Origin of the sequence: Undibacterium sp. Jales W-56 (genome assembly GCF_025548535.1) — a bacterium.
In the GTDB taxonomy this organism is placed as follows: Bacteria; Pseudomonadota; Gammaproteobacteria; order Burkholderiales; family Burkholderiaceae_D; genus Undibacterium.
In genome coordinates this window covers 172,188-198,632 of record NZ_JAJLQW010000005.1, presented here as the reverse complement: position 1 = coordinate 198,632, position 26,445 = coordinate 172,188, and the positions used below count along the sequence as shown (strand labels likewise).

26 protein-coding genes are annotated in these 26,445 nt (G+C 53.8%); 17 read left to right on the top strand and 9 right to left on the bottom strand.

Annotation, left to right across the window (positions count from 1 at the left end; translation table 11 throughout):
* Nucleotides 1-2 precede the first annotated feature (2 nt).
* The 3 genes from LPB67_RS14505 (at nucleotide 3) to LPB67_RS14495 (ending at nucleotide 2,914) form a co-directional block, all read left to right on the top strand.
* Nucleotides 3-1,523: a S41 family peptidase gene (locus tag LPB67_RS14505; protein ID WP_262837993.1), complete on the top strand. Its 1,521-nt coding sequence runs from the start codon at nucleotides 3-5 to the stop codon at nucleotides 1,521-1,523.
* 125 nt (nucleotides 1,524-1,648) lie between these two features.
* Nucleotides 1,649-2,407: a HesA/MoeB/ThiF family protein gene (locus tag LPB67_RS14500; protein WP_262837992.1), complete on the top strand. Its 759-nt coding sequence runs from the start codon at nucleotides 1,649-1,651 to the stop codon at nucleotides 2,405-2,407.
* 177 nt (nucleotides 2,408-2,584) lie between these two features.
* Nucleotides 2,585-2,914 carry a hypothetical protein gene (locus tag LPB67_RS14495; RefSeq protein ID WP_262837991.1) on the top strand — a complete coding sequence of 110 codons (330 nt, stop codon included), beginning with the start codon at nucleotides 2,585-2,587 and terminating at the stop codon, nucleotides 2,912-2,914.
* Here the strand turns inward: LPB67_RS14495 and LPB67_RS19200 are convergent.
* Nucleotides 2,890-3,189 (bottom strand): hypothetical protein, encoded by a 300-nt coding sequence (locus tag LPB67_RS19200; RefSeq protein WP_410482745.1) that lies wholly within the window; start codon nucleotides 3,187-3,189, stop codon nucleotides 2,890-2,892. The genes LPB67_RS14495 and LPB67_RS19200 overlap by 25 nt on opposite strands.
* A gap of 211 nt (nucleotides 3,190-3,400) precedes the next feature.
* Here LPB67_RS19200 and LPB67_RS14485 point away from each other — a divergent pair, with 211 nt between their 5' ends.
* The 8 genes from LPB67_RS14485 (at nucleotide 3,401) to LPB67_RS14450 (ending at nucleotide 11,164) form a co-directional block, all read left to right on the top strand.
* The gene (locus LPB67_RS14485) at nucleotides 3,401-4,900 is read left to right on the top strand and encodes a DUF4331 domain-containing protein (protein ID WP_262837990.1); all 1,500 of its coding nucleotides are present in this window, start codon (nucleotides 3,401-3,403) and stop codon (nucleotides 4,898-4,900) included.
* A 33-nt stretch (nucleotides 4,901-4,933) separates the two neighbouring features.
* Entirely contained in the window at nucleotides 4,934-5,182 is a 249-nt protein-coding gene (locus LPB67_RS14480; RefSeq protein WP_262837989.1) for a hypothetical protein, read from the top strand.
* A gap of 460 nt (nucleotides 5,183-5,642) precedes the next feature.
* Nucleotides 5,643-6,815 carry a tetratricopeptide repeat protein gene (locus LPB67_RS14475; protein ID WP_262837988.1) on the top strand — a complete coding sequence of 391 codons (1,173 nt, stop codon included), beginning with the start codon at nucleotides 5,643-5,645 and terminating at the stop codon, nucleotides 6,813-6,815.
* Nucleotides 6,812-7,975, top strand: coding sequence for a HupE/UreJ family protein (locus LPB67_RS14470; RefSeq protein WP_262837987.1), 1,164 nt, complete (start codon nucleotides 6,812-6,814; stop codon nucleotides 7,973-7,975). Before LPB67_RS14475 ends, LPB67_RS14470 begins: the two co-directional genes overlap by 4 nt.
* A 216-nt stretch (nucleotides 7,976-8,191) precedes the next feature.
* The gene (locus tag LPB67_RS14465; protein ID WP_262837986.1) at nucleotides 8,192-8,461 is read left to right on the top strand and encodes a hypothetical protein; all 270 of its coding nucleotides are present in this window, start codon (nucleotides 8,192-8,194) and stop codon (nucleotides 8,459-8,461) included.
* Nucleotides 8,462-8,539: 78 nt separating this feature from the next.
* Complete coding sequence (locus LPB67_RS14460) at nucleotides 8,540-9,409, top strand: DUF692 domain-containing protein (RefSeq protein WP_316685239.1); 870 nt, start codon at nucleotides 8,540-8,542, stop codon at nucleotides 9,407-9,409.
* Nucleotides 9,406-10,194: a DUF2063 domain-containing protein gene (locus LPB67_RS14455; protein ID WP_262837984.1), complete on the top strand. Its 789-nt coding sequence runs from the start codon at nucleotides 9,406-9,408 to the stop codon at nucleotides 10,192-10,194. Before LPB67_RS14460 ends, LPB67_RS14455 begins: the two co-directional genes overlap by 4 nt.
* Before the next feature lie 58 nt (nucleotides 10,195-10,252).
* A complete protein-coding gene (locus LPB67_RS14450; RefSeq protein ID WP_262837983.1) occupies nucleotides 10,253-11,164 on the top strand; it encodes a DMT family transporter in 912 nt (303 codons plus the stop codon).
* Between the two features lie 214 nt (nucleotides 11,165-11,378).
* On the opposite strand, the gene LPB67_RS14445 is transcribed toward LPB67_RS14450, so the two are convergent.
* The 4 genes from LPB67_RS14445 to LPB67_RS14430 form a co-directional block, all read right to left on the bottom strand.
* Entirely contained in the window at nucleotides 11,379-13,472 is a 2,094-nt protein-coding gene (locus LPB67_RS14445) for a putative bifunctional diguanylate cyclase/phosphodiesterase (protein WP_262837982.1), read from the bottom strand.
* A gap of 15 nt (nucleotides 13,473-13,487) precedes the next feature.
* Complete coding sequence (locus LPB67_RS14440) at nucleotides 13,488-14,039, bottom strand: YfiR family protein (protein ID WP_262837981.1); 552 nt, start codon at nucleotides 14,037-14,039, stop codon at nucleotides 13,488-13,490.
* Nucleotides 14,029-16,089 (bottom strand): TonB-dependent receptor plug domain-containing protein, encoded by a 2,061-nt coding sequence (locus LPB67_RS14435; protein ID WP_262837980.1) that lies wholly within the window; start codon nucleotides 16,087-16,089, stop codon nucleotides 14,029-14,031. The genes LPB67_RS14440 and LPB67_RS14435 overlap by 11 nt, the downstream gene beginning before the upstream one ends.
* Before the next feature lie 190 nt (nucleotides 16,090-16,279).
* Entirely contained in the window at nucleotides 16,280-18,163 is a 1,884-nt protein-coding gene (locus LPB67_RS14430) for a bifunctional anthranilate synthase component I family protein/class IV aminotransferase (protein ID WP_262837979.1), read from the bottom strand.
* A 186-nt stretch (nucleotides 18,164-18,349) separates the two neighbouring features.
* Here LPB67_RS14430 and LPB67_RS14425 point away from each other — a divergent pair, with 186 nt between their 5' ends.
* On the top strand, nucleotides 18,350-19,672 hold the full coding sequence (locus tag LPB67_RS14425) for a diguanylate cyclase domain-containing protein (RefSeq protein ID WP_262837978.1): 1,323 nt from the start codon (nucleotides 18,350-18,352) through the stop codon (nucleotides 19,670-19,672).
* Here LPB67_RS14425 and slmA read toward each other — a convergent pair.
* The 3 genes from slmA to argB all read right to left on the bottom strand — a co-directional run bounded on the left by slmA (nucleotide 19,641) and on the right by argB (nucleotide 21,980).
* A complete protein-coding gene (gene slmA / locus LPB67_RS14420) occupies nucleotides 19,641-20,216 on the bottom strand; it encodes a nucleoid occlusion factor SlmA (RefSeq protein ID WP_262837977.1) in 576 nt (191 codons plus the stop codon). The genes LPB67_RS14425 and slmA overlap by 32 nt on opposite strands.
* 12 nt (nucleotides 20,217-20,228) lie before the next feature.
* On the bottom strand, nucleotides 20,229-20,939 hold the full coding sequence (locus tag LPB67_RS14415; protein WP_262837976.1) for a pyrimidine 5'-nucleotidase: 711 nt from the start codon (nucleotides 20,937-20,939) through the stop codon (nucleotides 20,229-20,231).
* Between the two features lie 117 nt (nucleotides 20,940-21,056).
* The gene (gene argB, locus LPB67_RS14410) at nucleotides 21,057-21,980 is read right to left on the bottom strand and encodes an acetylglutamate kinase (protein WP_262837975.1); all 924 of its coding nucleotides are present in this window, start codon (nucleotides 21,978-21,980) and stop codon (nucleotides 21,057-21,059) included.
* 120 nt (nucleotides 21,981-22,100) lie between these two features.
* Here argB and LPB67_RS14405 point away from each other — a divergent pair, with 120 nt between their 5' ends.
* From LPB67_RS14405 to LPB67_RS14385, 5 genes are all read left to right on the top strand, one after another.
* A complete protein-coding gene (locus tag LPB67_RS14405; protein WP_262837974.1) occupies nucleotides 22,101-22,670 on the top strand; it encodes a sigma-70 family RNA polymerase sigma factor in 570 nt (189 codons plus the stop codon).
* A gap of 27 nt (nucleotides 22,671-22,697) precedes the next feature.
* Nucleotides 22,698-22,910 carry a zf-HC2 domain-containing protein gene (locus LPB67_RS14400; RefSeq protein ID WP_262837973.1) on the top strand — a complete coding sequence of 71 codons (213 nt, stop codon included), beginning with the start codon at nucleotides 22,698-22,700 and terminating at the stop codon, nucleotides 22,908-22,910.
* Nucleotides 22,907-23,128, top strand: coding sequence for a cysteine-rich CWC family protein (locus LPB67_RS14395; RefSeq protein WP_262837972.1), 222 nt, complete (start codon nucleotides 22,907-22,909; stop codon nucleotides 23,126-23,128). The genes LPB67_RS14400 and LPB67_RS14395 overlap by 4 nt, the downstream gene beginning before the upstream one ends.
* 109 nt (nucleotides 23,129-23,237) lie before the next feature.
* On the top strand, nucleotides 23,238-23,945 hold the full coding sequence (gene folE / locus LPB67_RS14390; protein ID WP_262837971.1) for a GTP cyclohydrolase I: 708 nt from the start codon (nucleotides 23,238-23,240) through the stop codon (nucleotides 23,943-23,945).
* Nucleotides 23,946-24,009: 64 nt separating this feature from the next.
* Nucleotides 24,010-24,435: a BLUF domain-containing protein gene (locus tag LPB67_RS14385; protein WP_262837970.1), complete on the top strand. Its 426-nt coding sequence runs from the start codon at nucleotides 24,010-24,012 to the stop codon at nucleotides 24,433-24,435.
* A gap of 26 nt (nucleotides 24,436-24,461) precedes the next feature.
* Here LPB67_RS14385 and LPB67_RS14380 read toward each other — a convergent pair whose 3' ends face one another.
* Complete coding sequence (locus tag LPB67_RS14380) at nucleotides 24,462-26,438, bottom strand: M48 family metallopeptidase (protein WP_262837969.1); 1,977 nt, start codon at nucleotides 26,436-26,438, stop codon at nucleotides 24,462-24,464.
* Nucleotides 26,439-26,445: the final 7 nt, after the last annotated feature.

Here is a 26,445-nt window from a genome sequence, read left to right as displayed (position 1 = left end):
ATATGGGCAGCAAAATTAAGAATTTCGGTTTAATCAGTTTGGGCATGGTCGCCGGCGTCGCTGCGTCCATACAGTTCTCTGCATTAGCACAAAAAAGCGCCGGCACGCCTTTGCCGGTTGAAGAACTGCGTCAGTTGGCCGATGTGTTCGGCCTGATCAAATCCGATTATGTCGAACCTGTCGAAGACAACAAACTGCTGACCGAAGCCATCACCGGCATGGTGGCGTCACTGGACCCGCACTCAGCCTATCTCGATAAAAAAGCCTACGCAGAATTGCGCGAAGGTACCCAGGGCAAGTTTGTCGGCCTCGGTATCGAAGTCGGTATGGAAGACGGCTATGTCAAAATCATTGCGCCGATCGAAGACTCTCCGGCGTATCGCGCCGGCGTCAAAGCCGGTGACCTGATTACCCGTCTGGATTCGCAACCGGTCAAAGGCCTGTCACTGGACGAAGCGGTTAAAAAAATGCGCGGCGAACCGAATACCAAGATCACCTTGACGCTGGCGCGTAAAACCGAAGACAAGCCTATCGTCGTCACGATCACCCGCGAATTGATCAAGCAGCAAAGCGTCAAAGCCAAGCTGATCGAACCCGGTTATGCCTGGCTGCGGATTGCCCAGTTCCAGGAACCGACGGTCGAGGATATGGCAAAAAAAATCCAGACCCTGTATGCGCAGGATCCCAACATCAAAGGCCTGGTATTAGATTTACGGAATGATCCGGGCGGTGTTTTGCCAGGTGCGATCGGCGTGTCAGCCGCCTTCTTGCCAAAAGATGTGGTGGTGGTATCGACCAATGGTCAACTGCCGGATTCCAAAGCGACTTATTACGCCAAGCGCGAGAATTATGCGAACCGTGCGGTCGGCGACCCGCTCAGTAAATTGCCGGAAGCCGTCAAGAATGTGCCCATGGTAGTCCTGATCAATACCGGCTCGGCCTCGGCATCCGAGATCGTAGCCGGTGCTCTGCAAGACTACAAACGTGCCACGATCATCGGCACCCAGAGTTTCGGTAAGGGTTCGGTCCAGACCATACGCCAGCTCTCTGCCGATACCGCCGTCAAACTGACCACGGCGCGCTATTACACGCCGAACGGCCGCTCCATCCAGGCCAAAGGCATCGTGCCCGATCTGAATGTGGAAGAAACAGCGGACGGCGACGGCTTCAATAGCCTGCGCACCCGTGAAGCCGATTTGCAAAAACACCTGACCAATGACAAAGAAACCGAGCAAGCCAACAAAGGCAAAGTCGACGAACTCGAAGAGGAACAACGTCTGCTTGCCATGGCGAAGAAAAGCAAGCCGCTGGAATACGGCAGCAAAGACGACTTCCAGTTAGCGCAGGCCTTGAATCATTTGAAAGGCTTGCCAGTCAAAGTCGCCAAAGCCGACATCAAAGAAGAAACGAAGAGCAGCGCTGATGCCAAATCAGATACTAAGTCAGATGCTAAGCCAGATAGTAAGCCAGACCCTAAGCCGGATCCCAAGGCTGACGGCAAATCGGACAGCAAGAAAAAATAAATCCGTTTCAGTTTGAAAGGTTGACAGAAAGGCCGCACCAGATGCGGTCTTTTTTTACGCCTTCATTGCGTTCTGATTACGCTTACAATACACGCAAGCACACACTCCAAGCCAGAGAGTCTCACATGGACGACCAACAGCTATTACGCTACTCGCGGCATATCCTGCTCGATCAGATCGGTATCGAAGGGCAAGAGAAAATCCAGTCGGCGCATGCGCTGATCATCGGTGCCGGCGGTCTCGGCTCGCCCGCGGCCTTGTATCTGGCGAGTGCCGGCGTCGGCACCATCACACTGGTCGATCACGACACGGTAGACCTGACTAACCTGCAACGCCAGATCGTGCATAACACGGCGCGCATCGGTCATTCCAAAGTCAGCTCTGCCAGGCAAGCCCTGCAAGAAATCAATCCCGAGATCAAGATCGTCGCGCTGCAAGAAAAAGCCGGCGATGCGCGTCTGCGCGAATTGGTCCAGGCAGCCAGCATCGTGCTCGATTGCTGCGACAACTTCGGCACCCGTCATGCCGTCAATCAAGTCTGTGTGGAATTTGCGGTGCCGCTGATTTCCGGTGCAGCAATTCGCTTTGACGGCCAGATCAGTGTGTTCGATCCGCGCGATGCCGCATCGCCTTGCTACGCATGCCTGTTCCCGCCCGATCAGGAGTTGGAAGAAGTCTTGTGCTCGACCATGGGCGTATTCGCACCGCTGGTCGGCATCATAGGCAGCATGCAAGCAGCCGAGGCGCTGAAGGTCATCATGGGGATTGGACAGCCGCTGACCGGGCGTTTGCTGCTGCTGGATGCGCAGAACATGGAATGGACCCAGATCCGCATTGCACGCAATCCTGTATGCCCAGTCTGCGCGCAACGCCATCTGGTCTGATGTAGTGATTGCTATCGCCGGAAAGCCATTGAAAACAGTAGATCAGCAGACACTGGCAGCAGTATTTGCACTCAAGGTTTGCACCTGTTATTATTTGCTTTTAGACAATTAATATTTTGCTAGTGCCTGTCATAGCTTGATGACGACCAATCACTGCCCAAACTAGCCAATTCCCCCATGCTGAATATCGTCAAAAACGAGATCCGATCCTTGCTCAATATCCGCCAGGAACGTGCACTACCCCCAGCGGGAGGCATGCCGACTTTCGGCAGCACCATCGTGCTCAATCGTTTGAAAATCCAGTTGCGCATGACCCTGGAACCGGAGCAATGGGAGTGGCTGACCTTAAAAGGCTGGCGCACTCAAGATATGCGTAAAAATCGCCGTAAATATTTTAAAGTTCCAAGCAGGGCAGTGGCCCGCCTGTTACACGCCACCCCAGAAGATCGCGAAGAAATTTATCAGCGGATAGTTACTTATGCCTACGACGATAGCCAGTTAAGCTGAACAAATTTTCGACCAGTCCCGGCGACAGCCGGCAACGCAAGCGCGAAATCGCAGCCCAATCGGCACCTGCCGGTCAGCTCACCGTATAGCCAGGATAAGCAGGAGGCAAACTCCCCCGGAATCTGGCTGCCAAAACGGCTGTCAACAAGATTGATACGGTAAAAATTTCTACTCAGCATTACCTTCATGCGGTCACCTTTGGAATCGGCTTCGCGCTGGATCTCCCTGGAAAAATCAATCGCGCTCATGCCGGCACATAAAATCATCTCAAACATAGACTGGATATATGTTTGACAACGTACGGACCGAACCGGCATTTCAAGACAACCTGCATCTGCTCGATTCAATTTGTCATCATGCGCCGTCTTTCAGCATGCTTTTATTTTTACAAGCTTGAATCCGAAGCGACATCCCCTGCGTATTACCTATACGGACTCCACTAAAAAGGTAGTGATAGCCGTTTTCCCTCAACTTTAGGAGTTGGCCATGAGACAGATAACATCGAAGTTTAGCAATAAGATCCTACTATCCCTGCTTGCGGCGGGGAGTTTGAGCGGCATCACCAGCGTGCCTGCACAAGCCTCCAGTCACAGAGAAGCACCGTTCATTACGCGTCATCCTAAAGTCGACGGTACCGACTTTTATATGTTCCGCAGCTATGAAGCCAATCGTTCAGCTTTCACTACCTTGATTGCGAACTACGCCCCTTTACAAGAAGCCTACGGCGGTCCCAACTATTATTCCATGGATCCAGATGCTCTGTATGAAATCCATATTGACAACGTCGGTGATGGCAAAGAGCATCTGACCTTCCAATTTCGTTTCAGCAATACCAATAAAGATGCGCAATTTACTGTCGGCGGCAAACAGGTATCCATTCCGCTGGTGATCAACGGAGGCGCGATTGATGGCGTCAATCCGGCCGGCCTGAATGTACGTGAAACCTATACCATCACCATGGTCACGGGCGATCGCCGTAGCGGCAAAAGCCAGGCCGTCACCAACGCCAACGGCGGCGCGACTGTGTTTGATAAGCCAGTAGATAACATCGGTAACAAATCGATTCCTGATTACGCCGGTTATGCCGCCAAGCATGTATTCAGCGTCAATATCCCAGGCTGCGCTACGCCGGGTAAAGTATTCGTTGGACAGCGTAAGGATCCGTTTGTGGTGAACCTCGGCGAAACCTTTGACTTGATCAATATCAAAGCGCCAGCCACCGCATTTGACCCTAACGCAGAAAAAGCAGGACATGATGATCTGGCGGATAAAAACGTGACTTCTATCGAAATGGAAGTGCCGACCGCCTGCCTGACCGCCGGCAGCGAAACCGTGATCGGCGGCTGGACCACAGCCAGCCTGCGTCAAGGCCGCCTCATCAACCCGACGCCGAATAGCAGCAAAACATCGAAAGAGGGCGGCGCATGGACCCAGGTATCGCGTTTAGGCATGCCGCTGGTGAATGAAGTCGTTATCGGCCTGAAGGACAAAGATCAGTTCAACCACAGCAAGCCAAGCGGCGATGGCCAGTTCCTGACCTATGTAACCAACCCGACTCTGCCTGCTCTGGTAGAAGTCCTGTTCGGCAGCGCCGGCGTAAAAGCACCGACCAATTTCCCACGTAACGATCTGGTCGCTGCCTTCCTGACCGGTATCAAAGGCGTCAACCAGCCAGCTAATGTGGTCGCATCCGAAATGCTGCGTCTGAATACGGCAACGCCGGTCAGCGCGACGCAAAATCGTCTGGGTGTGATTGGCGGCGACAGCGCCGGTTTCCCTAACGGCCGTCGCCCAGGTGACGACGTGGTCGATATCGCCCTGCGTGTGGTCATGGGTCGCCTGTGCAAACTCAGTATCGGTTGCGTACCGGCCGATGCTCCTGCCGGTAGTATCGATTTCACCGATGGCGCGTATCTCGATAGCAGCTTCTTCGATAATTCGTTTCCTTACCTGAAAACACCGATCGCTGGCTCTTTAAAGCATTAAGACTACTGAGTTAGTAACTTTCAAGGAAAAATCATGAAAGCAAGACATTATTTAATCATAGCAACTACCGCGCTAGTGCTGTCCGCCTGCGGAGGCAGCGATTCCGGTTACGGCTCCAGCACGCCACCGCCACCTGCACCGCCACCTCCTTCCTTCATGGATACGTTCACGAATTTTGTGGCTAGCCTGCTGGGGAAAACTTCGGAAGATCAGGAGCCGCAGGCAATCGATGCGGTGACTGTCACAACGCCGGAAGATAGCGAACCGGCAGCGCCGATTTAAGGCAAAACTGGCTCGATATGGCTTGAGAGCATCTCTGCTCTGATCATCTCAAGCCTTGTCAGGGTCTGTTAGCATGGTGATCGAGATTTCGATACACATGTAGGCAGACCCTGTTTCATTATGGATAGGATTGGCGAAAAAGGGTAAGCCACTTACCATTATTCGCATGCAACTCGCAGGCTGGATGCGGCTTCCAGGGATATTTCGTGCCAACAGGCGCATCCAGCTTGCGGATTCGTTTGTATACTCACACGCTATGGAGTCGGTTACTTTGCTTTTTGTCCGCGTCTCGGTGTCTCCGTGGCGAGAGTTTTTGGTTTTTTGCATAAATCCAAATGCAAATTAATGGTGCCGGGATCGTCGGGACGAAGTTGATCTGATGACCGGTGGTGACGCTGCACGCTTTGCGAAGATCGCAGCAGCAGCCCTTGAATGATGTTAACCCCTCTTTTTTTACGCCATGCGCCTGACATGCCTGCTATTTGCACTGCTTAGTTCAGTGACTTGCAATTTACATGCGACACCGTACCTCCCCGGCGACGGTAAGCAAGTATTGGAGCAACTGCCGCTACGCACCGATCCGGCCCAGCGGGAATTTGCCCGTTTGCGCAAACTGCTGGTGGCCCAACCCAACGATCTGCGCACCGCTACCGAGTTGGCGCAACGTTATATCGATGCCGCCCGCAACGACGGCGATCCGCGTTATCTGGGTTATGCGCAGGCCGTATTGAAACCGTGGTGGTCGCTACCCCAGCCACCGAGTGCCGTGCTGGTCTTGCGCGCCACATTAAAACAAAGCACGCATCAATTTCCGGCGGCATTGGAAGACCTGAATGCCGTGTTAAAACAAGACAGAGACAATGCTCAAGCCTGGCTGACACGTGCCACCGTGCTGCAAGTGCAGGGGCAGTTTGCCCAGGCCAAAGCCAGTTGCATGCACCTGTATCCGCTGGCGCCGGAACTGGTCACCCTGACCTGCATCAGCAATATCGGCAGCCTGAATGGCGAGGCCGCGGCAAGCTACGCAACACTCAGCAAAGCCTATAGCAAGAACCGCGATGCCGATGCCGGCATCCGCATCTGGGTGTTAACTTTGCTGGCTGAAATCTCGGCACGCCGCGGCGATGCCAAAGCAGCCGACGCCTGGTACCGGGACGCGCTGGCACTGGACACGCCGGACAGCTACCTGCTCGGCTCGTATGCCGACTTTTTACTCGACCAGCAAAGACCAGCCGAGGTGGTCGCCCTGCTCAAAAGCAAAATCAAGGTTGATGCGCTGCTGTTGCGTTATGCCCTCGCCCTGCAAGCACAACATGCGCCTGCAGCAGCCAAGCAAATTCAGTTGCTCGATCAACGCTTCGAGGCAGCCATGCTGCGCGGCGACACGGTACATCAACGCGAACAGGCGCGGTATGAATTGCAACTAAAAAATCGCCCCGATGCAGCATTAAAACTGGCGCAACTGAACTGGGCGATCCAGAAAGAAGCCGCCGACCTGCGCATCTATCTGGAAGCCGCAGCCGCCGGCAAGAATAAAGAGGCGGCAGCGCCCGCCATAGAATGGCTCAAGCAAAATCGGCTGGAAGATGTCGCCCTCGCCCCCGCGCTGAGCAAGCTCGGAGTGTTGCTATGAGTGACCTGCGCTGCTTAGGCTGGATGCGGAACCTGCGCCTGCTCTTGCTGACGCTAGGCTTGTTGAGTGCTGCGATGTGCAATCCGGCCTGGGCGCACAAGCCCAGCGATAGCTATCTGACGCTACGGCAGGATCAGGACGGTCTGCACGGTCAATGGGATATCGCCCTGCGCGATCTGGATTTTGCGATCGGACTGGATCAGGACGGCAACGGCGAATTGAATTGGGATGAAGTCCGCAGCAAACACCAGGACATTGCCGCCTACGCCTTATCGCGTCTGAGCCTCACGGTGGACGGCAAAGCTTGCCCCTTAAAACCAGGTCAGCAACTGATCGATCAGCATAGCGACGGCACGTACACCGTGTTGATGTTCGAGGCCGCCTGCAAGGGTGAAAAAATTGCGCTGCACTACCAACTGTTCTTCGATATCGATCCGCAGCACAAGGGTCTGCTGAATTTAATCAACAAGGAGGGCGTGACAGCCACCGCGATCTTCAGCCCGGATAACGCCGCCCAGCAATTCACACTGGCCGAAGTCAGCAAGCTGCAGCAATTCACCGATTATGTACAACATGGGGTCTGGCATATCTGGATCGGTTTTGACCATATCCTGTTCTTGCTGTCGCTGCTGCTACCAGCGGTGCTGGTGTTGCGCCAAGGCGCATGGGAAGCCGCCGGCGACTTCAGATCGGCACTACTGGAGGTGGTCAAAATCGTCACCGCTTTCACGCTGGCGCACTCGATCACCCTAAGCCTGGCGGCGCTGCAGATCATCGCCCTGCCCTCGCGCTGGGTAGAGTCGGCGATCGCCGCCTCGGTGATCCTGGCGGCCCTGAATAACCTGTTCCCGCTGTTTCAGGGTAAGCGCTGGCTAGTCGCCTTTGCCTTCGGACTGATTCACGGTTTTGGCTTTGCCAGCGTGCTGGCCGATCTCGGTTTGCCGCAAACGGCCTTGGTATTAGCACTGGTAGGCTTCAATGTCGGGGTCGAGCTGGGACAGCTGACGATCGTTGCTGCCTTCTTGCCAGTCGCGTATCTGCTGCGCCGGCAGCGGGTATACCGCCAGGGGATATTCCAGTTGGGCTCCGTGCTGATCGTATTGATCGCGGCAATCTGGCTGGTGGAACGGGTTTTCGACGTTAAACTGATTTCGGCTTGAATAATGATCAATTAATGCTAGATTACGAAGGCCTGCTCACCGCAGTCTCGATAGAAACTGTTTATTTTTAAAAATAGTTTAAACAGGTGTAAGTAATCCCGATTGGCGTACGACTGATGCTCAAGTTCAAGTAAAGAATCAGAAAAAACTCTTTGCGATGGACTTCTTAAACCGGTATTTCACTTCTATACAACTTATTTTTTCGGAGAACACATCATGAAACAAACTATCCAAACTGGCGCCCTGATCGCTGCTGCCGCTGCTGCTATGGCCTTGTCCGGCGCCGCTTTCGCTGGAACAGCAACCATCAGCGCCGGCGACAAAGTCCATTGCGCCGGCATCAATAGCTGCAAAGGTACCAGCGACTGCAAAACTGCGGAGAATGCCTGCAAAGGTCAAAATTCTTGCAAAGGCCATGGTTTCGTCGCAACGAAAGCAGGCGAATGCCTGGCGAAAAACGGCAAGATCATTGATCTGGATAAATAATCCCGTCACCGGTCTGTAATGCGCTTGTTCCAATTACTCCGGGACAAGCGCAATTTTTTTAGTGATGGAAAAATGAGCATGCCAATCGCCTCGCCAGGTTTCGGTCTCGGACTACGCACCGATCATTATCATGAGATTCTGGCTGCGCCATCGGCGCTAGACTGGTTTGAAATTCTTTCCGAGAATTACCTGGTGCCGGGCGGCAAGCCGCTCGCGATGCTGGATGCGATACGCCGCGATTATCCTATGGTGATGCATGGCGTATCGATGTCGATAGGCTCGGCGCAAGGTCCGGATATCGCCTATCTGCATGACTTAAAAAAATTGATCCGGCGCGTTCAACCTTTATGGGTTTCGGATCATATCTGCTGGACCGGCGTGCATGGAAAAAATCTGCACGATCTGCTTCCCCTACCCTACAACGAAGAGACGATCCGGCTCCTGGTACAGAATATCCGCCGCGTACAGGAGGTGCTGGAACGTCCGCTGGTATTGGAAAACGTCTCCAGTTATTTATCCTTCGCCAGCGATACCATGAGCGAGTGGGAATTCGTGGCAGCGATCGCTGAGGAATCGGATAGCCTGATCCTGCTCGATGTGAACAATATCTATGTCAGCAGCGTCAATCACGGCTTTGACCCTGTGACTTATCTGAACGCGATTCCGGTCAATCGGGTGCAGCAAATCCATCTGGCGGGACACCATGACCATGGCACGCATATCATCGATACCCACGATCATCCGGTAGCCGATCCGGTCTGGCGTTTGTACGAACATGCGCTGCGTCGTTTCGGCAATGTCGCCAGCATGATAGAACGCGACGACCATATTCCACCGCTAGCCGATCTGGTTGCCGAGCTGGATATTGCGCGCCAGATTGCGCAATGCGTCGCGGCAGAACAATGTCTGTTGTCGCACAAGGAACAAGCCTTGGAGGAATGGGCATGACGCCAGCTTCCGCACTCGCTCAGCTGCAGCACGAGTTTCAGGATTTCATGCTTGGACAAAATCCGCCGGCGAGTGTATTGCCTTACATAGGCAATCAGTCGGGACTGGCAGCGGACGCGCGGCTGGCGATTTATTTCGATGGGTATCGCTTGCGTTTATGCGAGGCCTTGTCGAGTGCGTTTGAACAAACGCATGCGTATCTCGGCGATGAATTATTTGACAGTGTTTGCCGCACATATATTCAAGAGCAGCCGTCCCGATCACGCAATTTACGCTGGTACGGCGCGCACTTCCCCGTGTTTTGCCAGACATTTTTTCCCGACTATCCGCTGGTCGCAGAACTCGCACAATTTGAATGGTGTCTGGGCCTGGCTTTTGATGCCGAGGATCAACCGGTACTAGGCGCCGGCAGCTTAGCTGCGATAGCGCCGCATCAGTGGGCAAACCTGGGATTTACCTGCCAGGCATCGCAGCATTTTTTATCCAGCCAATGGAATTGTGTCGCGACCTGGCTGGCCTTGAGCGAACAGCAAACTCCGCCAGCGCCGGAACACACGGAGGCCCCTGTCATCTGGCTGATCTGGCGCAAAGATTTGCAAGCGCATTTCCGTTCGATCTCGACCGCAGAACATCAGGCCCTCTTGGCGCTGCAAGCAGGCCAGAGCTTTGCCGAGGTGTGCGCCGCTGCGGCAGAACAAAACCCCGATAGCACTGCGCAAATTGCAGGATGGTTACATACCTGGCTGAATGAGGGATTGCTGTCGACGGTCACGCAAACCAGCTAGCGCTCAAACAAAGGGGCCAGATGCTACAATCTGGCCTCTGCTGCTTCCTCCCTGCCCCATGCCTTTCTCAGATCTGATCAAACTTGTTCTCCTCGCTGCAATTTGGGGAGGATCATTTATTTTCATGCGTGTCGCCGTACCGGAATTAGGTGTCGTGGTGACCGCGAGTTTGCGGGTGACCATCGCCGGTCTGGCCTTGTTGGGATTTGCGCGGCTGCAAGCTGTACCTATGCTGTGGCGTGCCAATGTGAGGTCGTATGCGATCGTCGGCTTTTTTTCTGCGGCATTCCCGTTTTCCTGCTTCTCGTATGCATCGCAATTTTTGCCGACGGCGTACTCGGCTGTTCTGAATGCGACCGCTCCCTTATTCGGGGCTTTGTTTTCGATTGTCTGGCTGGCGGATCGCCTGACTGTGCGTAAGCTGAGCGGCTTATTATTGGGCATTATCGGCGTGGCTATTTTAGTTGGCGCCGGCGCCCTGGATCTGAATCCGCAGACCCTGAGCGGCGCGCTGGCTTGCCTGGCCGCAGCCGCCTCGTATGCGATTTCGAGTATCTTGATGAAGAAAGTCGGTCAGAATAAACCCGTGGGAGACGCAGCACCAACCGGTATTCATCCGTATGCGATGGCATGTGGATCGATGCTGTTGGGTGGCGTCATGCTGGCGCCGGCAGTGCCGTTCTCGCTGCCGCACCACATTCCCTCGCCGACCGCCGTCGCATGCATGATCGCGCTGGCGTTGCTGGCGACCGGCGTTGCGCAAGCGATTTTTATCCCACTGATCAGTCGCATCGGTCCGACCAAGGCGATGACGGTGACCTTCCTGATTCCTATGTTCAGTATGCTGTGGGGTTACCTGTTTTTACACGAGACGGTCAGTATCTCTACGATAGTCGGCGCGGCCATTATATTAAGTGCGATGGGGCTGATCCTGAATGCTGCCGCAGCCCCAAAACCAGCGCTTAAATAACTTAGATAGGACTTACGCAAAAACCAAAACCTCTCACCACAGAGACACGGGGACACAGAGAAAAGGCCAGAGAAAAGACTCCATGGTGTGTCGGTATGAAAGTGAACCCGCAAGCTGGGTGCGCTTGTTGGCACGAAATGTCTCTGAAAGCCGCATCCAGACTGCGGGCGTGATGTCAATGGTGTTAAGAGTTTTCTGTTTTGCGTAAGTCCTATTAGATAATCCGCTCTCTCAACGCGCGACGTAAATTCTTCTCGACGAAGTCTTGGCATTGCGGCGCAGGTAAAGGCTTGCTGAATAAGAAGCCTTGGCCGTAAGTGCAATCCAGTCCATACAAAAATTCCGCCTGTTCCCTGGTCTCGATGCCTTCTGCGACAACCCGCATGTCCATGTGATCCGACAGGGAGATGATCGCCTGGGCAATCGCAGCATCATCTTTATCGCCTGGCAAATCCGAGACAAAGCTGCGGTCGATTTTTAATTTGTGGATCGGGAAGCGTTTCAGATAGGCCAGCGACGAATAACCGGTGCCAAAGTCATCGAGCGACAATTTAAATCCACGGCTCGATAAATCGGTCAGAATCGCCAGCGTTTCAGAGGTCTGCGACATCAGCATGGTCTCAGTTAATTCCAGCTCCAGCAAATGCGCAGGACATGCGTTTTCTCTGACGATACGCTCGACGCTATCGGCAAAACCGGGTTGACGGAACTGCCTGGCCGAGACGTTGACGGCAACGAATAAGGGGCCGAATTGCTGCTCCCACAATTTGATCTGGCTACAGGCTTGTTGTAGCACCCATTCACCGATCAGCACAATCAATTGACTCTCTTCGGCGATAGGGATGAATTCGGCAGGCGAGACAAACCCCAAGGTCGGGTGCTTCCAGCGCAACAAAGCCTCCATGCCTGCGACCCTGAGGGTGGCCAGCTCCATGATGGGCTGGTAGTACACTTCGAGTTCAGCGTTCTCGATGGCCTTGCGCAAGCCGGATTCAATCGTGAAGCGCTGTGCCGTGCGCCGCGACATGGCCGGCTTCCAGAGCTGGACATTATTTTTACCGAATGCCTTTGCCTCATACATTGCGGCATCCGCCGAACTCAGCAAGTCTTCAAAAGTGCCGACATGATCCGGCATCATCGCTACACCGATAGAGGCGCCGATATTGAATTCATGCGCTTCGCACGAGAACGACTGACTCAATAATGCCAATAATTTTTCTGCCAGACGCAAGGCATCGTCGGTACTCTTGGGATTATCGAGCAGCACTGCAAACTCATCGCCGCCCAAGCGGACTACCAGATCATTCGACCGCAAGGTTTTTTGCAGGCGATCGGCTACGGCAATCAGCAGCAGATCGCCGATACGATGACCAAAGGTATCGTTCACATATTTAAAATTATCGAGATCGATAAACAGCAAGCCGAATCTGGCAAAATTTTTGACACGGTATTCGAGTTCTTTGATGCGGCGATTAAAAAAATGCCGGTTCGGTAATCCTGTGACGCTGTCGTAATGGGCAATGTGGTCAAGCTGAACTTCTGCGCGTTTGCGCTCGACCAATTCTTTGCCGATCGCCATATCGCGGCGCTGGATTTGTTCAATCATGAAATTGAAACTCTCGCCCAGGGTACCGATTTCATCATCGGTCGGAATCAGGGCCCGCTGATTATAATCATCGTTGCCGGATACCTCCTGCATCAGCATGACCAATTGCTGAATAGGATTAAGGATGCGGCGCAAATAACGTTTGAGCAGCCGTCCGGCAAGCAGTACGGCTGCCAGCGTTGCCAATACGATGACGGCAATCAATCCGGCTATCCGTTGATAGGTGGACGTCAAGTCCACATGCATTTGCAGACTTCCCACTTGCTGCTCTTCCGCCATCACCGGGGTAGTCACGACCAGATAGCGCGAATAAAAATGTGACCCTGGCGTTTGTAAATAAGGGGTTTGCGATACTTCGCCGATCTGCCATGCTTGACCGGCATTCACGGGACGCTGATAGACGGCGAACAAGCTACCGTCGGGGTAACGCAGCTCTCCGGCCAGTACATTGGTGTCCTGAGCCAATGCGCGCACTGCTTCTTGTGCCGCCTTTTGGTCTTTAAACAAAAGCGCTGGCGCACTGTTTTGTGCAATGACTTGCGCGACGATCTCGGCATTGCGCAACAAATCGCTACGCGCAGTCATCCACAGATAAGAGACTATCAGCAGCACTGCAAAAGAAGACGCCAGGCTGAATGCCAGCAGGTTAACCAGCAGCAGCTTTTTTTCCAGCGTTTTTTTGACAAGCTGTTCGGTCGTCATACCATTTTATCCATGTTATTTCACGTTGCGCGCGAGGCGCAAAAGCTTGGAACTGAAGCTCAATCCAGCAGTTTTAGCGACGCTTTGATTGACATCAAACATGACATTGCTGCCCTCTTGCACAATCACGATCATGACGTTAGGGTACTTCTCCCCGACCTGCGCCGTTTCTGTCACAGTGAGGATGGCCTGCTGACTGATGGACGGGGCGATCCGGCTAAAATTCTCTTTTTCCAGGGCCGGTATAAACAGCAGATGACAGCTTTTCAGGTCGGCGCCCTGCACCGCACGACGAAGATGTATCGCTTTGCCACGGATTTTTTTTTGTGCTGCGTTTTCTAGAAAACGCCCGAAAGGGTCTTTGCCGAATACGCAGAATTCCAGAACCTCGTTCGTCTCATCCGGCCACTCGGTGAATAGCGCAAAATTATTCAGATAGACCGCTTTCAGCGCATATTCGGGTGCATCCGCAATTTCCTCTGCCAGGACAAGTGAGGCAGTCAGCGCCGGCAGCAATAGGGCAAAGAAGATTGTTGTGAAAAATTGCCTGCGCAAATTAAAACGCATAGCTCAATCCCAATTGCCATTGCCGTCCATCGCCTGGCAAAGTGCTGGTCGGCGCTTCATTCGAAGCCGGATATACGATACGGCGATCCAGTGCATTCACGACGCGCAGTTGCAGATCCAAGCCCGGCAATACTTTAACAATGTTGAGTGTCAGATTCAGCACAGCCTGGCTCCCCATAGGTGCCCGCGTACCGCGCCAATCCAGGGTTCTCGGTCCCAGCGCATTGAATTCAAGAGCGGCGATCCAGTTAGCCGTCCAGAGCGAGCGACTGCCACGTAACTTGGCGATCCAGCGCGGACTATTGCCTAAGGTCATTCCGGTCGCATCGCGGCTGCGATTGAAGGCGACACTGGAATTGACCGTGATGTCGCCTCGGGATCGCAGACGATGAAATAACTCCAGCCCCTGGGCTCTCACACTAGGATGATTTTGATACTGGAACAAACCACCGCCAAGATCGATCTGACTGATCAGATTGGACAATTGATAATCGAAGACCGACAGTCCCAGTTCCTGACGCGAGTCAATCCGGTATTCCGCAATCGCTTCTAAGGTCCGTATCGTCTCCGGTGCAAGTGTTGGATTGGCCAGATACACCTGATCACGGGCATACGCGGATTCGTAGGCATTCGCTGCGCGATATGCGCGGCCGCCCAGCAATTTTAAAGTCAGATCGGGACTGGCATTCCAGATCAATGCCAGCCTCGGGCTCATACGTAATTGGCTGTAACTATTGCGATCCGCACGAATACCGGCATTGAGACGCCACTCCGGTAAAAAATTCCATTCATCCTGCAAATACACACCATAGCGCTTGTGCGGCGTGCTGATCGACAAAGGCGGATTCACTGCAACATTCAGATCAGCATTTTTTTGGATCGCATCCAGGTCACTTTGAAAATCAAGGCCGGCAATCCATTTATGATCGGCCAATCCGGTATACATCACTCTGGCCTCGCCAGACAGCCAGCTACCTTTGGCCGTATCGCGATTCACATAACTTCCTACCGCAGGATTGGTATAAGGTGCATCGCCCTGATAGGTGATTTTTTGGTAGGCAAAGCGTGCATCGAGTTGCAGCGTGCTGGCCAGCTCTTTCTGGTAAGAAGCGGTCACGCCATAACTGCTATCGATCAGATGCAATCTGCCGTCATCGAAATTGCTGCCATACAGCGCCGAAGACGGATGGACGTCGCGCCGGGCGGCCCAGGCTGACATGGCAAAGTTATCTTGCCTGAGCCCGACAAACAAGCGTGTCACCGCAAGCACATCGAGGCCATGGGTCATGCCATCAACTGAAGGCCGACCGTTCGCAGTCAGTAATCCAACTGCGCCTGGATATTGCAAATCGCGTCCCTGCTGGTCGGCGCGGCTGACTGAAAGAATTAACTCAGGCAAATCGGTATCGGCGTTCCGGCTGGCGGTCGCATACAATTCGCGCCAGCCATGGCTTTGCCATTGCATCCCGGCGCTGTATCCCGGCATCTGTCTGGCGCTGCGGGTCAGGACATTGATCACACCGAACATCGCATTCGCACCATAGATCGATGAGCCGGGACCTGGCACGTATTCGATCCGGTCGATCAAACGCATGTCGATACGAAACTCGTGACCCAGGTTGGCCTGGTCGTATAAATTATCGTTAAGCGGCTGACCGTCCAGCAATAATAAAAACCGCATATTGTAATCACCCGGCACCATAAAGCCGCGCGCCCCGACAAAGGCATAGGCGCGGTCCGAACTGGCATACATGCCGGGCAGGCTATCCAGGGCTTCGGCCAACGTGCGCCAACCGTGGCGACGGATATCTTCTGCGCTGATGATTTGTACCGCAGAGGGTGCATGGCTCGTGCTTTGCGCATATTTGGATGCACTGCGCACTTGCACCTTCAGCAAGTCTTCCAGCGAGAGTTTATTGAGGTTGTCAATCGTGGCACCGGCTACGTCACTAGCTTGCGCCCACACCTGTGTTGAGGGAAAAACAGAGACCATTCCCGCCAGGAGGAAAAGAAGGGGTAAGCGGGAGATGCAAGAATCCGTAAGATTCATGGTGTTGTTCTCTGCCAGATAATGGAATCATATTACTCTAACAACTTGATTTTTGCCAATTGAACAACATCAATTTCATATGCGAACTGAATTTTTGTTGCAATACAGATCACAGCGAACGCTAAACCAATATACAACATTTTTGTGAATAAAATGCAAGAATCGTCATTCCCACTTATTTAGCGGCAATTTAAAACACCAGGTCTGCGTGCATTACGCCACGTAAGGAATTGCACAGAATAATCGCCTCGGCAGCACGCACATCGTCGAAGCGCAATTGCGCCTCGCTCGCCCGCCATTGCGGATCGTCGAGTAGCACGGCGCGCATGATGCCCGGCAATACGCCGTCAGTTAAGGGTGGCGTCAGCCACCGGCCTTGTTTCAGGATAAATACATTCGTGCGAGCGCCCTCGGTCAGATAACCATGCTGATTGCAAAACAGCATGTCGAATGCGCCTTGCTGTTCAGCGGCCTGCCAGGCTTGATCGTAGCGCTGACGCACGGTCGTTTTGTGGCGTAAGAACAGATCGTCGCTATGGGTGGAAATGCTTGCCAGCAAGACCTTGACCCGCGCCGCCAAGGGGTGCATCGCCGCGCTCTGGATCAGCACCTGGCCATCGACCCGAAGTGCCAGGCGCAAGCGGTGAGCGCCTTGCGGCGGCAAATCAGCCTGAAAGGCGCGTAAAGACTGCGCAATCGCTTCTTCATCGAAGACGAAGCCGAAATACCTGGCGGAGTGCCGCAGACGCTGCAAATGCCGCTGCAAGTGACGACAACCGTGCTCGCGCGTGGCATGCATGGTCTCGAACAAGTCGAATTCGGGGCCCAATCCGGTCAGGAATTGCGCTTTTAACCGGCACTCTGCAAATTCGTCTGCGGCCACGCTATCGTGCACGATACCGGCGCCGACCCCCATCACCGCAGGACGCACCGGCAATCCCTCCGATGCCGGCAAATGCAGAGTCCGGATCGGTACCGACAGGCAAAAATCGCCGATTGCCTGCGCGTCTTGCGGCGGATCAAACCAGCCGATTGCGCCGGTGTACAAGCCGCGTGGCTCAGACTCCAATTCACGCACGATTTGCATAGTGCGCCGCTTCGGCGCTCCGGTGATGGAGCCGCACGGATACAGCGCCGATAAAATCGAAGCAAGCCCAAGACCGGCGCGCAACTCGGCAGTGATGCTGGACGTCATTTGCAAGACGCTGGAAAAACGCCTGACTTCAAATAAAGCAGGCACCTTGACCGAACCCGGCACGGCAAGCCGTCCCAGATCATTGCGCAGCAAATCCACTATCATCAAATTCTCTGCGCGATTTTTTACGTCAGCCGCTAGAGAGCGCGCTAGCTCTGCATCCATGCGCTGATCGCCAGTGGCTGCCGCCGTGCCTTTCATCGGTTTGGCATGCAGATGTCCGGCCTGATGACGGACAAATAATTCGGGCGACAGCGACAGCACCGCTTCGCCATCCGGTAGGCAAATCAAGGCGCCGTAAGGTACCGGCTGGCGTTGGCGCAAGCGGCGATACAGATGCAGCGGCGAGCCATACACATCGAAATGCAGACGGTAGGTGTAATTCACCTGATAAGTATCGCCGGCAGCGATATATGCACGCACCTGAGCGATGGCCTGAGTAAATGCCGCTTCATCCACGCTGTTGCGCAGACCCGCAATACCGGCAATTCCCGCCGCATCAGCGCCCATGCTGCCTGGCGCTGATGCGGCCTGCTCCAGCGCGTTGGCCGACGTGTCCAGCCAGAGATTGACCTGTTCGCGATCCAGGACTTCGCAATGCGAGAACAACAGCACTCTGGACGGTAACTGTTGAGCGTCCCAAGACGCGATGTCTTGCAGTAAAGCGCCCGTCTCATACGATAGCAAGGCAACCGCGTATTGCCCGCCCTGTAACGCCGCCTCAAGCGCCTGCCATAGCCGGGGCCAGGCTGGCGCATCGTCACATTGCAAGACTTTGACCAGACCGGTATATAAACGCGACGCCGCCTGGCCATCCGGCGATTGCGCATCGTCGAGCAGGGCAAAACTATCCGGGAGCTTGTGGGGCAAAAAAGACACTAAAATTTCCAGACGAACAAAGATGCGCGAGAGTTTACTCGCAGACGCTATTCCCTGCATGGGAAAGCGGATTATTGAATTATAATAAACACAATAAAATGGATTCAAACATCAGCAAGAACAACACTGACGACGCTTATTGGTCGATAATGTTGTTCAAAATAACGCACAATAATAGACGCCATAATGCAAACCGCATTTCTCCGATTACCTCTCGCCAAAAAACTGCTACGCGATAACTTGACCGCTATCGTGATCGTGTTGTCATCCGTACTGGTTTTATTCCTGCTATTCTCGACTTACATGATGCAGAAAAATCTGCGGGCAGAGACGCTGTACAAAGCCAATGTACTGGCCGCCAACCTGGATGACAGCCCGGCTAGCGAGTATCAAAAACAAGCACAAAAATTAATCCTGAATGCAGGCGCGGCAAGCAATGTCTTGAACATTACGGTGTTTGACAATAAAGGCGTGCCGCAGATCAGCTGGAATCGCACGACGCATTTTGTCAAACCCGATCCTGCAGAGAAGATTGCACCAGTCAGCCAGCCTCAGACCCGTTTGCAATCGTCTTATTTATCCGCCACCGTGCCGGTCATGGCCGGCGCCGAAGTGATCGGCCTGGTCCAGATGAACGTCAGTCTGGATTCGATTTATAAAGATTTCTGGCTGCATCTGGCGGTCGGTACCTTGCTCCTGATTGTGAGTACGGTGGCGAGCGTCTACCTGCTGACAGAGCGTCAGATAGTGCGGCTGGCCCCCATCATAGAATTATCCAGAGTGGCGGAACAAGTCGCCAACTCGGAAGATTACACCCTGCGCGTGCAACACCCCGAGAGCAAGCAGCTCGGCAGCCTGAGCCAGCACTTCAATAAAATTATGGCGCAGATTGAAGTCTGGGAATCGGATATTCAGAGCGAGGCCCACCAGCGTCGCGAAGCGGAACAGCGCATGTCGATACTGGAAAATCACGACAGCCTGACCAAGCTGCCGAACCGGCATTTCTTTCATCGCTTGCTGACGAATTGCGTTGAAGATGCGATTGAGTCGAATCAGCTAGCGGCCCTGGCCTTCATCGATATCGATCATTTTAAAGCCTTGAACGACGCCTACGGCTATGATGCAGGCGACCTGATCATGACCACCATGGCGAACCGCCTGTGCCAGGTATTACGCAATACCGATACCCTGTGCCGGGTCGACGGCGATGAGTTCGCGGCGATCCTGCCGAATATCGGTAGCGTGGAAATGGCACAGACCCTGTCCGAACGCCTGGTCCAGGCCGTGCGCGAGCCGCTCATCGTGCGCGGTAAAAAACTCGTGATTACCGCCAGCGTCGGTGTCGCCTGCTGTCCTTTACATGGCAAAGAGCAGCGCTTGTTCTTGCACAACACGGATCTGGCTTTGAAAGAAGCGAAATTCTCAGGCACCAATACCTGGCGGATTTTTACAGCACCGGCGGCCAGCCTGGGAACGTTTAACCCAGCAACACGCTTAACTGCAAAGTAGCCTGGTCACCCGGCAGGTGTTTAAAGCCGGTTTTCGCATAACGGTGCCAACGTCCCATCACGAAACAGACCAGCAGGTTGGCACGCGGCGCGACTTCTGACTCCAGCGCACTACCCTGGGTGCTGGCGAGGCGCAGCGATTGTTTGAACGCGAGTTCAATGCGCTCGACAAACTGGTTCATGCGCAACTGCAGGCGCTCGTCTTCATTCACCAGTGCATCGCCGATCAGGACCCGCGTCATGCCGGGGTTGCGCTCGGCGAAATTCAGCAACATCAACGCAATCGCCTGCGCCTGCAATACGCCGTCTTCCTGCTGCTGACTGATTTGATTGATCAGGCCGAACACCGAACTCTCAATAAACTCAATCAATCCTTCGAACATCTGTGCCTTGCTGGCGAAGTGCCGGTACAAAGCCGCCTCGGATACCTCGATCCTGGCTGCCAGTGCGGCTGTCGTAATTTTTTCGCCTTTGGGATTCTCCAGCATCGCTGCCAGAGTTTGCAAGATCTGCAGCTTACGCTCGCCGGGTTTCGTAGTTGCCATATTATTGATTTTTTAGAAATGCGCTGAACATAAACGATGAACATGATCGGGTAGATCGAGCACTGATTTTACTTTGACATCGACGCAGGCATGAATTTTTTTCTGCACCGCTTGATCTGCCTGCACATATCCGGTGACCAGCACCGTGCGCATCCCGACCTGCTTGGCGGCACGGAGATTACTGAGGGTATCTTCAACCAGCACGCAGTGGCGCGGATGCACGCCCTGCCTGGCTAGCAGCTTGAGCAAATACGGCACCGACGGTTTGGGACGCAGACGGCCATGCACGCGCATCGCTTCGATCGGTATATGTTCGGCAAAATGCCGGTGCAAACCCAGATGCCGCATGACCTCGTGTGAGTAGCTGCGCGGCGCATTCGTCAACAAAATTTTTCGCCCCGGTAAACGCTCCAGCAAACGTCCCAGGCCGCGTTCGGCGCGGATCATATCGGTTAAATCTTCAAAACGGTGCGCCTCATGTAAAAAATGATCGGCTTTCACACCGTGATGACGTACCAGACCCAGCAGGGTTGCCCCATAGCGCTTCCAATAGAGCTGCCGCGCGGCATTCACCGTCCCGGCATCGGCCGGTGTAGTGCCGTCTCCCAGCAGGTCCGCCATAAACACGTTCATGTTATGGGTAATCGCAGGGAAAATCGCATGGCTGGCGTTATGCAGGGTGTTATCGAGATCAAACAACCAGAGCGGGGAGCGTTGCTTCATGTCGCTTTACAAAAGAAAGGGCGGAAGACCGCCCTGTAGGGATTTTCTAGACAAGGCAGCGCTGGCTAAATGAGCGGACGCCGTTTTAGCCTCCTTTTTTGCTGCTTTTTTGTGCTCTTAATGACTGCGTATCATCGTGCCGAAAGCCTGTTCGGTCAGCACTTCCAGCAGCAAGGAATGTTCGATCCGGCCATCGATAATATGTACGGTATTCACGCCGGATTTCGCCGCATCCAGCGCCGAAGAAATCTTCGGTAACATGCCGCCGGAGATGGTACCGTCGGCGAACATTTCATCAATTTCACGCGCCGACAGATCCGTGACCAGATTGCCTAGCTTATCTTGCACCCCGGCGATATTGGTCATCATGATCAGCTTTTCAGCCTTCAGGATTTCTGCAATTTTACCCGCCACCACGTCTGCATTGATGTTATACGCCTGACCGTCGTCGCCAAAACCGATCGGTGAAATGATAGGAATAAATGCGTCATCCTGCAAAGCTTTGACCACCGCCGGATTGATCGCATCAATCTCGCCGACAAAGCCGATATCCAGGAATTGACCCGGCTTTTCACGATCTGGCATCATCATTTTTCTGGCACGGATCAAACCGCCATCCTTGCCGGTCAGGCCAACCGCCTGGCCGCCGTAATGATTGATCAGCATGACGATATCCTGCTGGACCTCACCGCCGAGCACCCATTCCACGACTTCCATGGTTTCTTCGTCGGTGATACGCATGCCCTGTACGAAAGTACCTTGCTTGCCCATTTTTTTGAGCGCATTATCAATTTGCGGACCGCCGCCATGCACCACGACTGGATTCATCCCGACCAGTTTCAGCAGAATCACATCGCGCGCAAAGCCGTGCTTCAGGCGTTCTTCCGTCATGGCGTTGCCGCCGTATTTGACGACGATGGTTTTTCCGTGGAATTTACGGATATAAGGCAAGGCTTCGGCCAGGATTTCTGCTTTAATCTCAGGCGCAACACCCGCCAATTTATCGTCGGCAGGCGCTGCTGTGTCGGTTACACTACTCATAATAAAAGTATCCTATATGCATGGAAGTTTCTCGAATTTTACAGGGAAAACTCCTTACTCAGGCACTGAGGGGAGGATTTACTCGGTCTCTATTGTGAATACCATCGATAAATTTAAAAAATGACATCACTATCGTCTTTGCACCAGCAACTGGAGACCATGCGTCCCGTTTTGTTTCGCTTCGCGATGCTACAGCTACGCAATGATTTTCAAGCCGAAGACGCGGTACAGGAAGCCTTGCTCGCGGTACTGGAAAAGCCCGATAGTTTTGCCGGTCAATCGTCTTTGCGCACCTATGTCACCGGCATCTTGAAATATAAAATCATCGATTGTCTGCGCGCGGGTAACAAAGAAGTCGCGTTGCACATCGACGATGACGAATCGGAAGCCGATTTAATCGATAGTCTTTTCGCCAAAAATGGGCACCCGCATGAGATCCCCAGAGCCTGGGGTAATCCCGATGCGAGTCTGGAGCAAAAAGATTTTTTTCGCGTGCTCGAAGTCTGCCTTGAGAAACTACCCGCGAATACGGCCCGGGTCTTCATGATGCGTGAATGGCTGGAACTGGAAACCGAAGAAATTTGTAAGGAATTGACGCTGACCACGTCTAATCTATGGGTGTTGCTGTATCGCGCCCGTCTGCGCTTACGTGAATGTCTGGATTTGAACTGGTTTGCCAATAAGACTTAGCGTTTAATAATTAAGAACCGAGCAATCATGCGACTACTCATTAGCTGTAAACAAGCGCACCAGATGGTATCGGAAGGACTGGACCGGCACCTGAGTCTGGGAGAACGTGCGCGCCTGAAAATGCACTTATCCATGTGCCACGGCTGTACCAACTTCAATGGCCAGATGCAGTTGTTGCGTCGCGCGATGCGCAAGTTGCCGCTCAGGGATGACACTGGCGACCAGGATCACTCATCATGAGCGTTTGTCCACGTTGTCAAAGCGTCTTCACCTGTGCGATGGCGGACAATACCGGCCAGGAATGCTGGTGCGCAGCGCTAGCGCCTATCGCCTTCGCTCAATTACCGGACGGCAAGCTGGATATGGATGCGCGCTGCTTCTGTCCTAAGTGCCTGCCGGAATGGAAGGCAGAACGCGCCGCGCAACAAAACCCGACATCCGCAATTCAGTTACCATAGCGTTTTGATGACGCCCTGCAGCGCCATTTGCATCTCAGGCAATCAAGCAGTAAGGCACGACACGCCGTACGCATATTGCCTGGGCCAGACACCACCCCGGATATCCACTATGCCATCTGACCAGAATACTGAACTCAAGCCCGTTAGCATCCCCATCTCGCAGCGCATACGCGAGCGCATCATTGCGAGCAAAACCCGCTATCATGCGAACGACAATATCGCCGCCTTTATCGAGCCTGGCGAGTTGGATCAACTGCTGGACGAAGTCGAGGAAAAACTCAAAGACGTGTTGCAAAGCCTGGTGATTGACACCGACAGTGATCACAACACCCAGGATACCGGTCGCCGCGTCGCCAAGATGTATCTGCAGGAAATTTTTAAAGGCCGCTATGTGAACATGCCGTCGGTCACTGAATTCCCGAATGCCTCGCATCTGAACGAATTGATGATCATCGGCCCGGTCACCGTGCGCAGTGCCTGCTCGCATCACTTGTGCCCGATTATCGGCAAGGTCTGGATCGGTGTAATGCCGAACGAGCATTCGAATTTGATCGGCTTATCCAAATACGCCCGCATTGCCGAATGGATCATGAGCCGTCCGCAAATTCAGGAAGAAGCGGTGGTCCAGTTAGCCGATACCTTGCAAGAAAAAATGCAGCCCGATGGTCTGGCGGTAGTCATGGAAGCCGATCATTACTGCATGCACTGGCGCGGCGTCAAGGACATGGATGCCAAGATGATCAATAGCGTCATGCACGGCTCTTTCCTGAAAGATCCGAATCTGCGTCGTGAATTTTTATCCCTGATTAAGCGATGATCGGCAGCATATTACCGTCGATCTATTTTTCCCGATACGCTCATACCACCACAAAGAGAACATCATGCTAGTCCGACTTTTATATGCCAGCCGCGCTGTTGATAATCAGATGTGCGACATGATCCAGGCCATCATGCAGCAATCACGCACGCACAATCCGGCCAATGGGATTACCGGCATTTTGTGCCATAGCGACCATGTATTTATGCAGGTATTGGAAGGCGGGCGAGATGCGGTCAACACGCTGTACGCCCACATCTTGCGCGACCCGCGGCATACCGATGTGACCTTGCTGCATTATGAAGAAATCAATGAGCGCCGTTATGCAGGCTGGACGATGGGACAAGCGAATCTGGGGAAAATCAATCCTTCGATTTTATTGAAATATTCTGCGCTGCCAGAACTCAATCCTCACCGCATGTCAGGCAAAAACTCTCTGGCGTTGATTGATGATCTGATGGCGACGGCGGCGATCGTCGGGCGTACCTGAGAGCGTCGCACGTTTTTTGCAAAACTTTAAAACGCTGAATAACTGGCAGCGACTTTATCAGGCACGGGCGCATCAAGCGCAGCGCAAATACAGCGCAGTATGTCGGCTGAGTCGATGCTCAATTGCTCGCCGCCAGCGGCCAGCAGCAAGCGTATCAAGAATGGCTTGGCCAGCGGCGCCAGCTGGTTCAATTTATCCAGCGCCTGTTTGATTTCAAAATAATCAGGCGCACCCGCCACCGCAATCGCCGTCATCATCTGCATGTCGCTGGCGCCCAGACCCAACTCCGGCATGCTATTGGCCGCTCGCAAGAAAATATCTCTGGCGGCAAAATCAGATGCGTTTTTCCCGGAAGCGGTTTGTGCCACCAGCGACAGCAATAAAGCCGCCTCTTTCTTTAATTCGCCAAGCTGTGTATAGCGAATCGGTACGGCGCGCCCAGCCAGCGGACCGAGCCGGCGCTCCAGCACGGTTTGCAAAACGAATTCCGCCTGCGTCATTTTCTGGTCGGCGGCGATTAGCTTGTGCACAATCGATAAGAGCGTGCTCCTCTGTGCAGGCGACAATAATTTCAAGGCGGGCATCGCCAGATCCAGCAAAGGTAAGCGAACGCTGCGCGGCAAACCTTCTATGTGATCCAGCAACATGGTAGACAGTGCGCATTGCGCCTGCGCCGCTTGTTGCAGTATCTGTATTTGCGCTGCATAAGCTTGCGGTTCGCTACGATCCAGCAATAATGCATAGACCAGCGCACCGGCCCCCATTGGTTCACGCAAGCTGCTCAATAATTCGGCAGGCAAGGCTTTTTGCGGCTGGCTGTGACGATCAAAAGCCGTGCCTGTACCTGCGGCGTCCAGGCTGGGGCTACTGGCTTCCATCGCGCGGGCAGCTTGTGCCGATAATACATTGCGCGCGCCGAAACCGTACATACCTTCGGGCAAACCGGCATGCGCATCCGGCTCAACAATTTCACTGGCGTCTAAAAATTCAACACTCTTGCCATACACACGGCGCAGGCGCTCCTGCAAAGGCGGATGCGTCGCAAATAATCCAGCCAGTAAATTCGGCCTGGCAGCGCCGAGGAACATGTGCGAGAACTGCTCTGCACGCGGATTGTCTATGCGCGAGCCGCAGTCATTGGTGCGGGTCAGCCCGCCTATCTTGCGCAAGGCGCCGCCGATACCATCGGGGTTGCGGGTAAACTGCACGGCGCTGGCATCGGCCAAAAACTCGCGCTGGCGGGATACCGCCGATTTAATCAGCCGGCCGAAAAAAATACCTACGTAACCGACCACGAACAACACGCCGCCAACGACCAGCAACACAATTTGTGACGAGGGGCCTTTTTCATCGCGGCTGCGCAGTGAACCAAAACGGGCGCCCCAGTACATCAGCTGCTGACCGAAACCAGCGATCATCTGTATTCCGAACAGCACGCCGATCAGCTTGATATTCATCCGCATGTCGCCGTTCAGGATATGGCTGAATTCATGCCCGATCACACCTTGCAGTTCGTCACGGTTGAGACGCGCCAGAGTGCCGCGGGTCACCGCGACGACCGCCTCGTTTTGATGGTATCCGGCGGCAAATGCATTGATGGCATCTTCACGATCCATGATATACACGCGGGGGCAGGCAATACCGGAAGCCAGCGCCATCTCTTCGACGATATTGAGTAAGCGGCGCTCCTGGATATCCTGCGAGGAAGGCATCACCAGGCGACCGCCAGCCATCTCGGCTACCGCATCACCGCCATCGCGCAGGCGAAACGTTTCGACCAGCGTGCCGCCGCCGATAAACAGCAAGGTGAGGCCGGTATTTAAAAAGAAAAACCCGCGGGGATAATAATGCAGTCCGCCAAAGTGCTGACCGCTGGCCCAGATCCAGACCAGCGCCAGGCTGGTATTGACTGCCAGCACAATCGCAAGCACCGCCAGAAAAAACAAAAATAGCAGTTTTTTACTCTGGCGGTGCGCCTGGTCTTGCTGCTCGAAAAAATCCATGAGGATT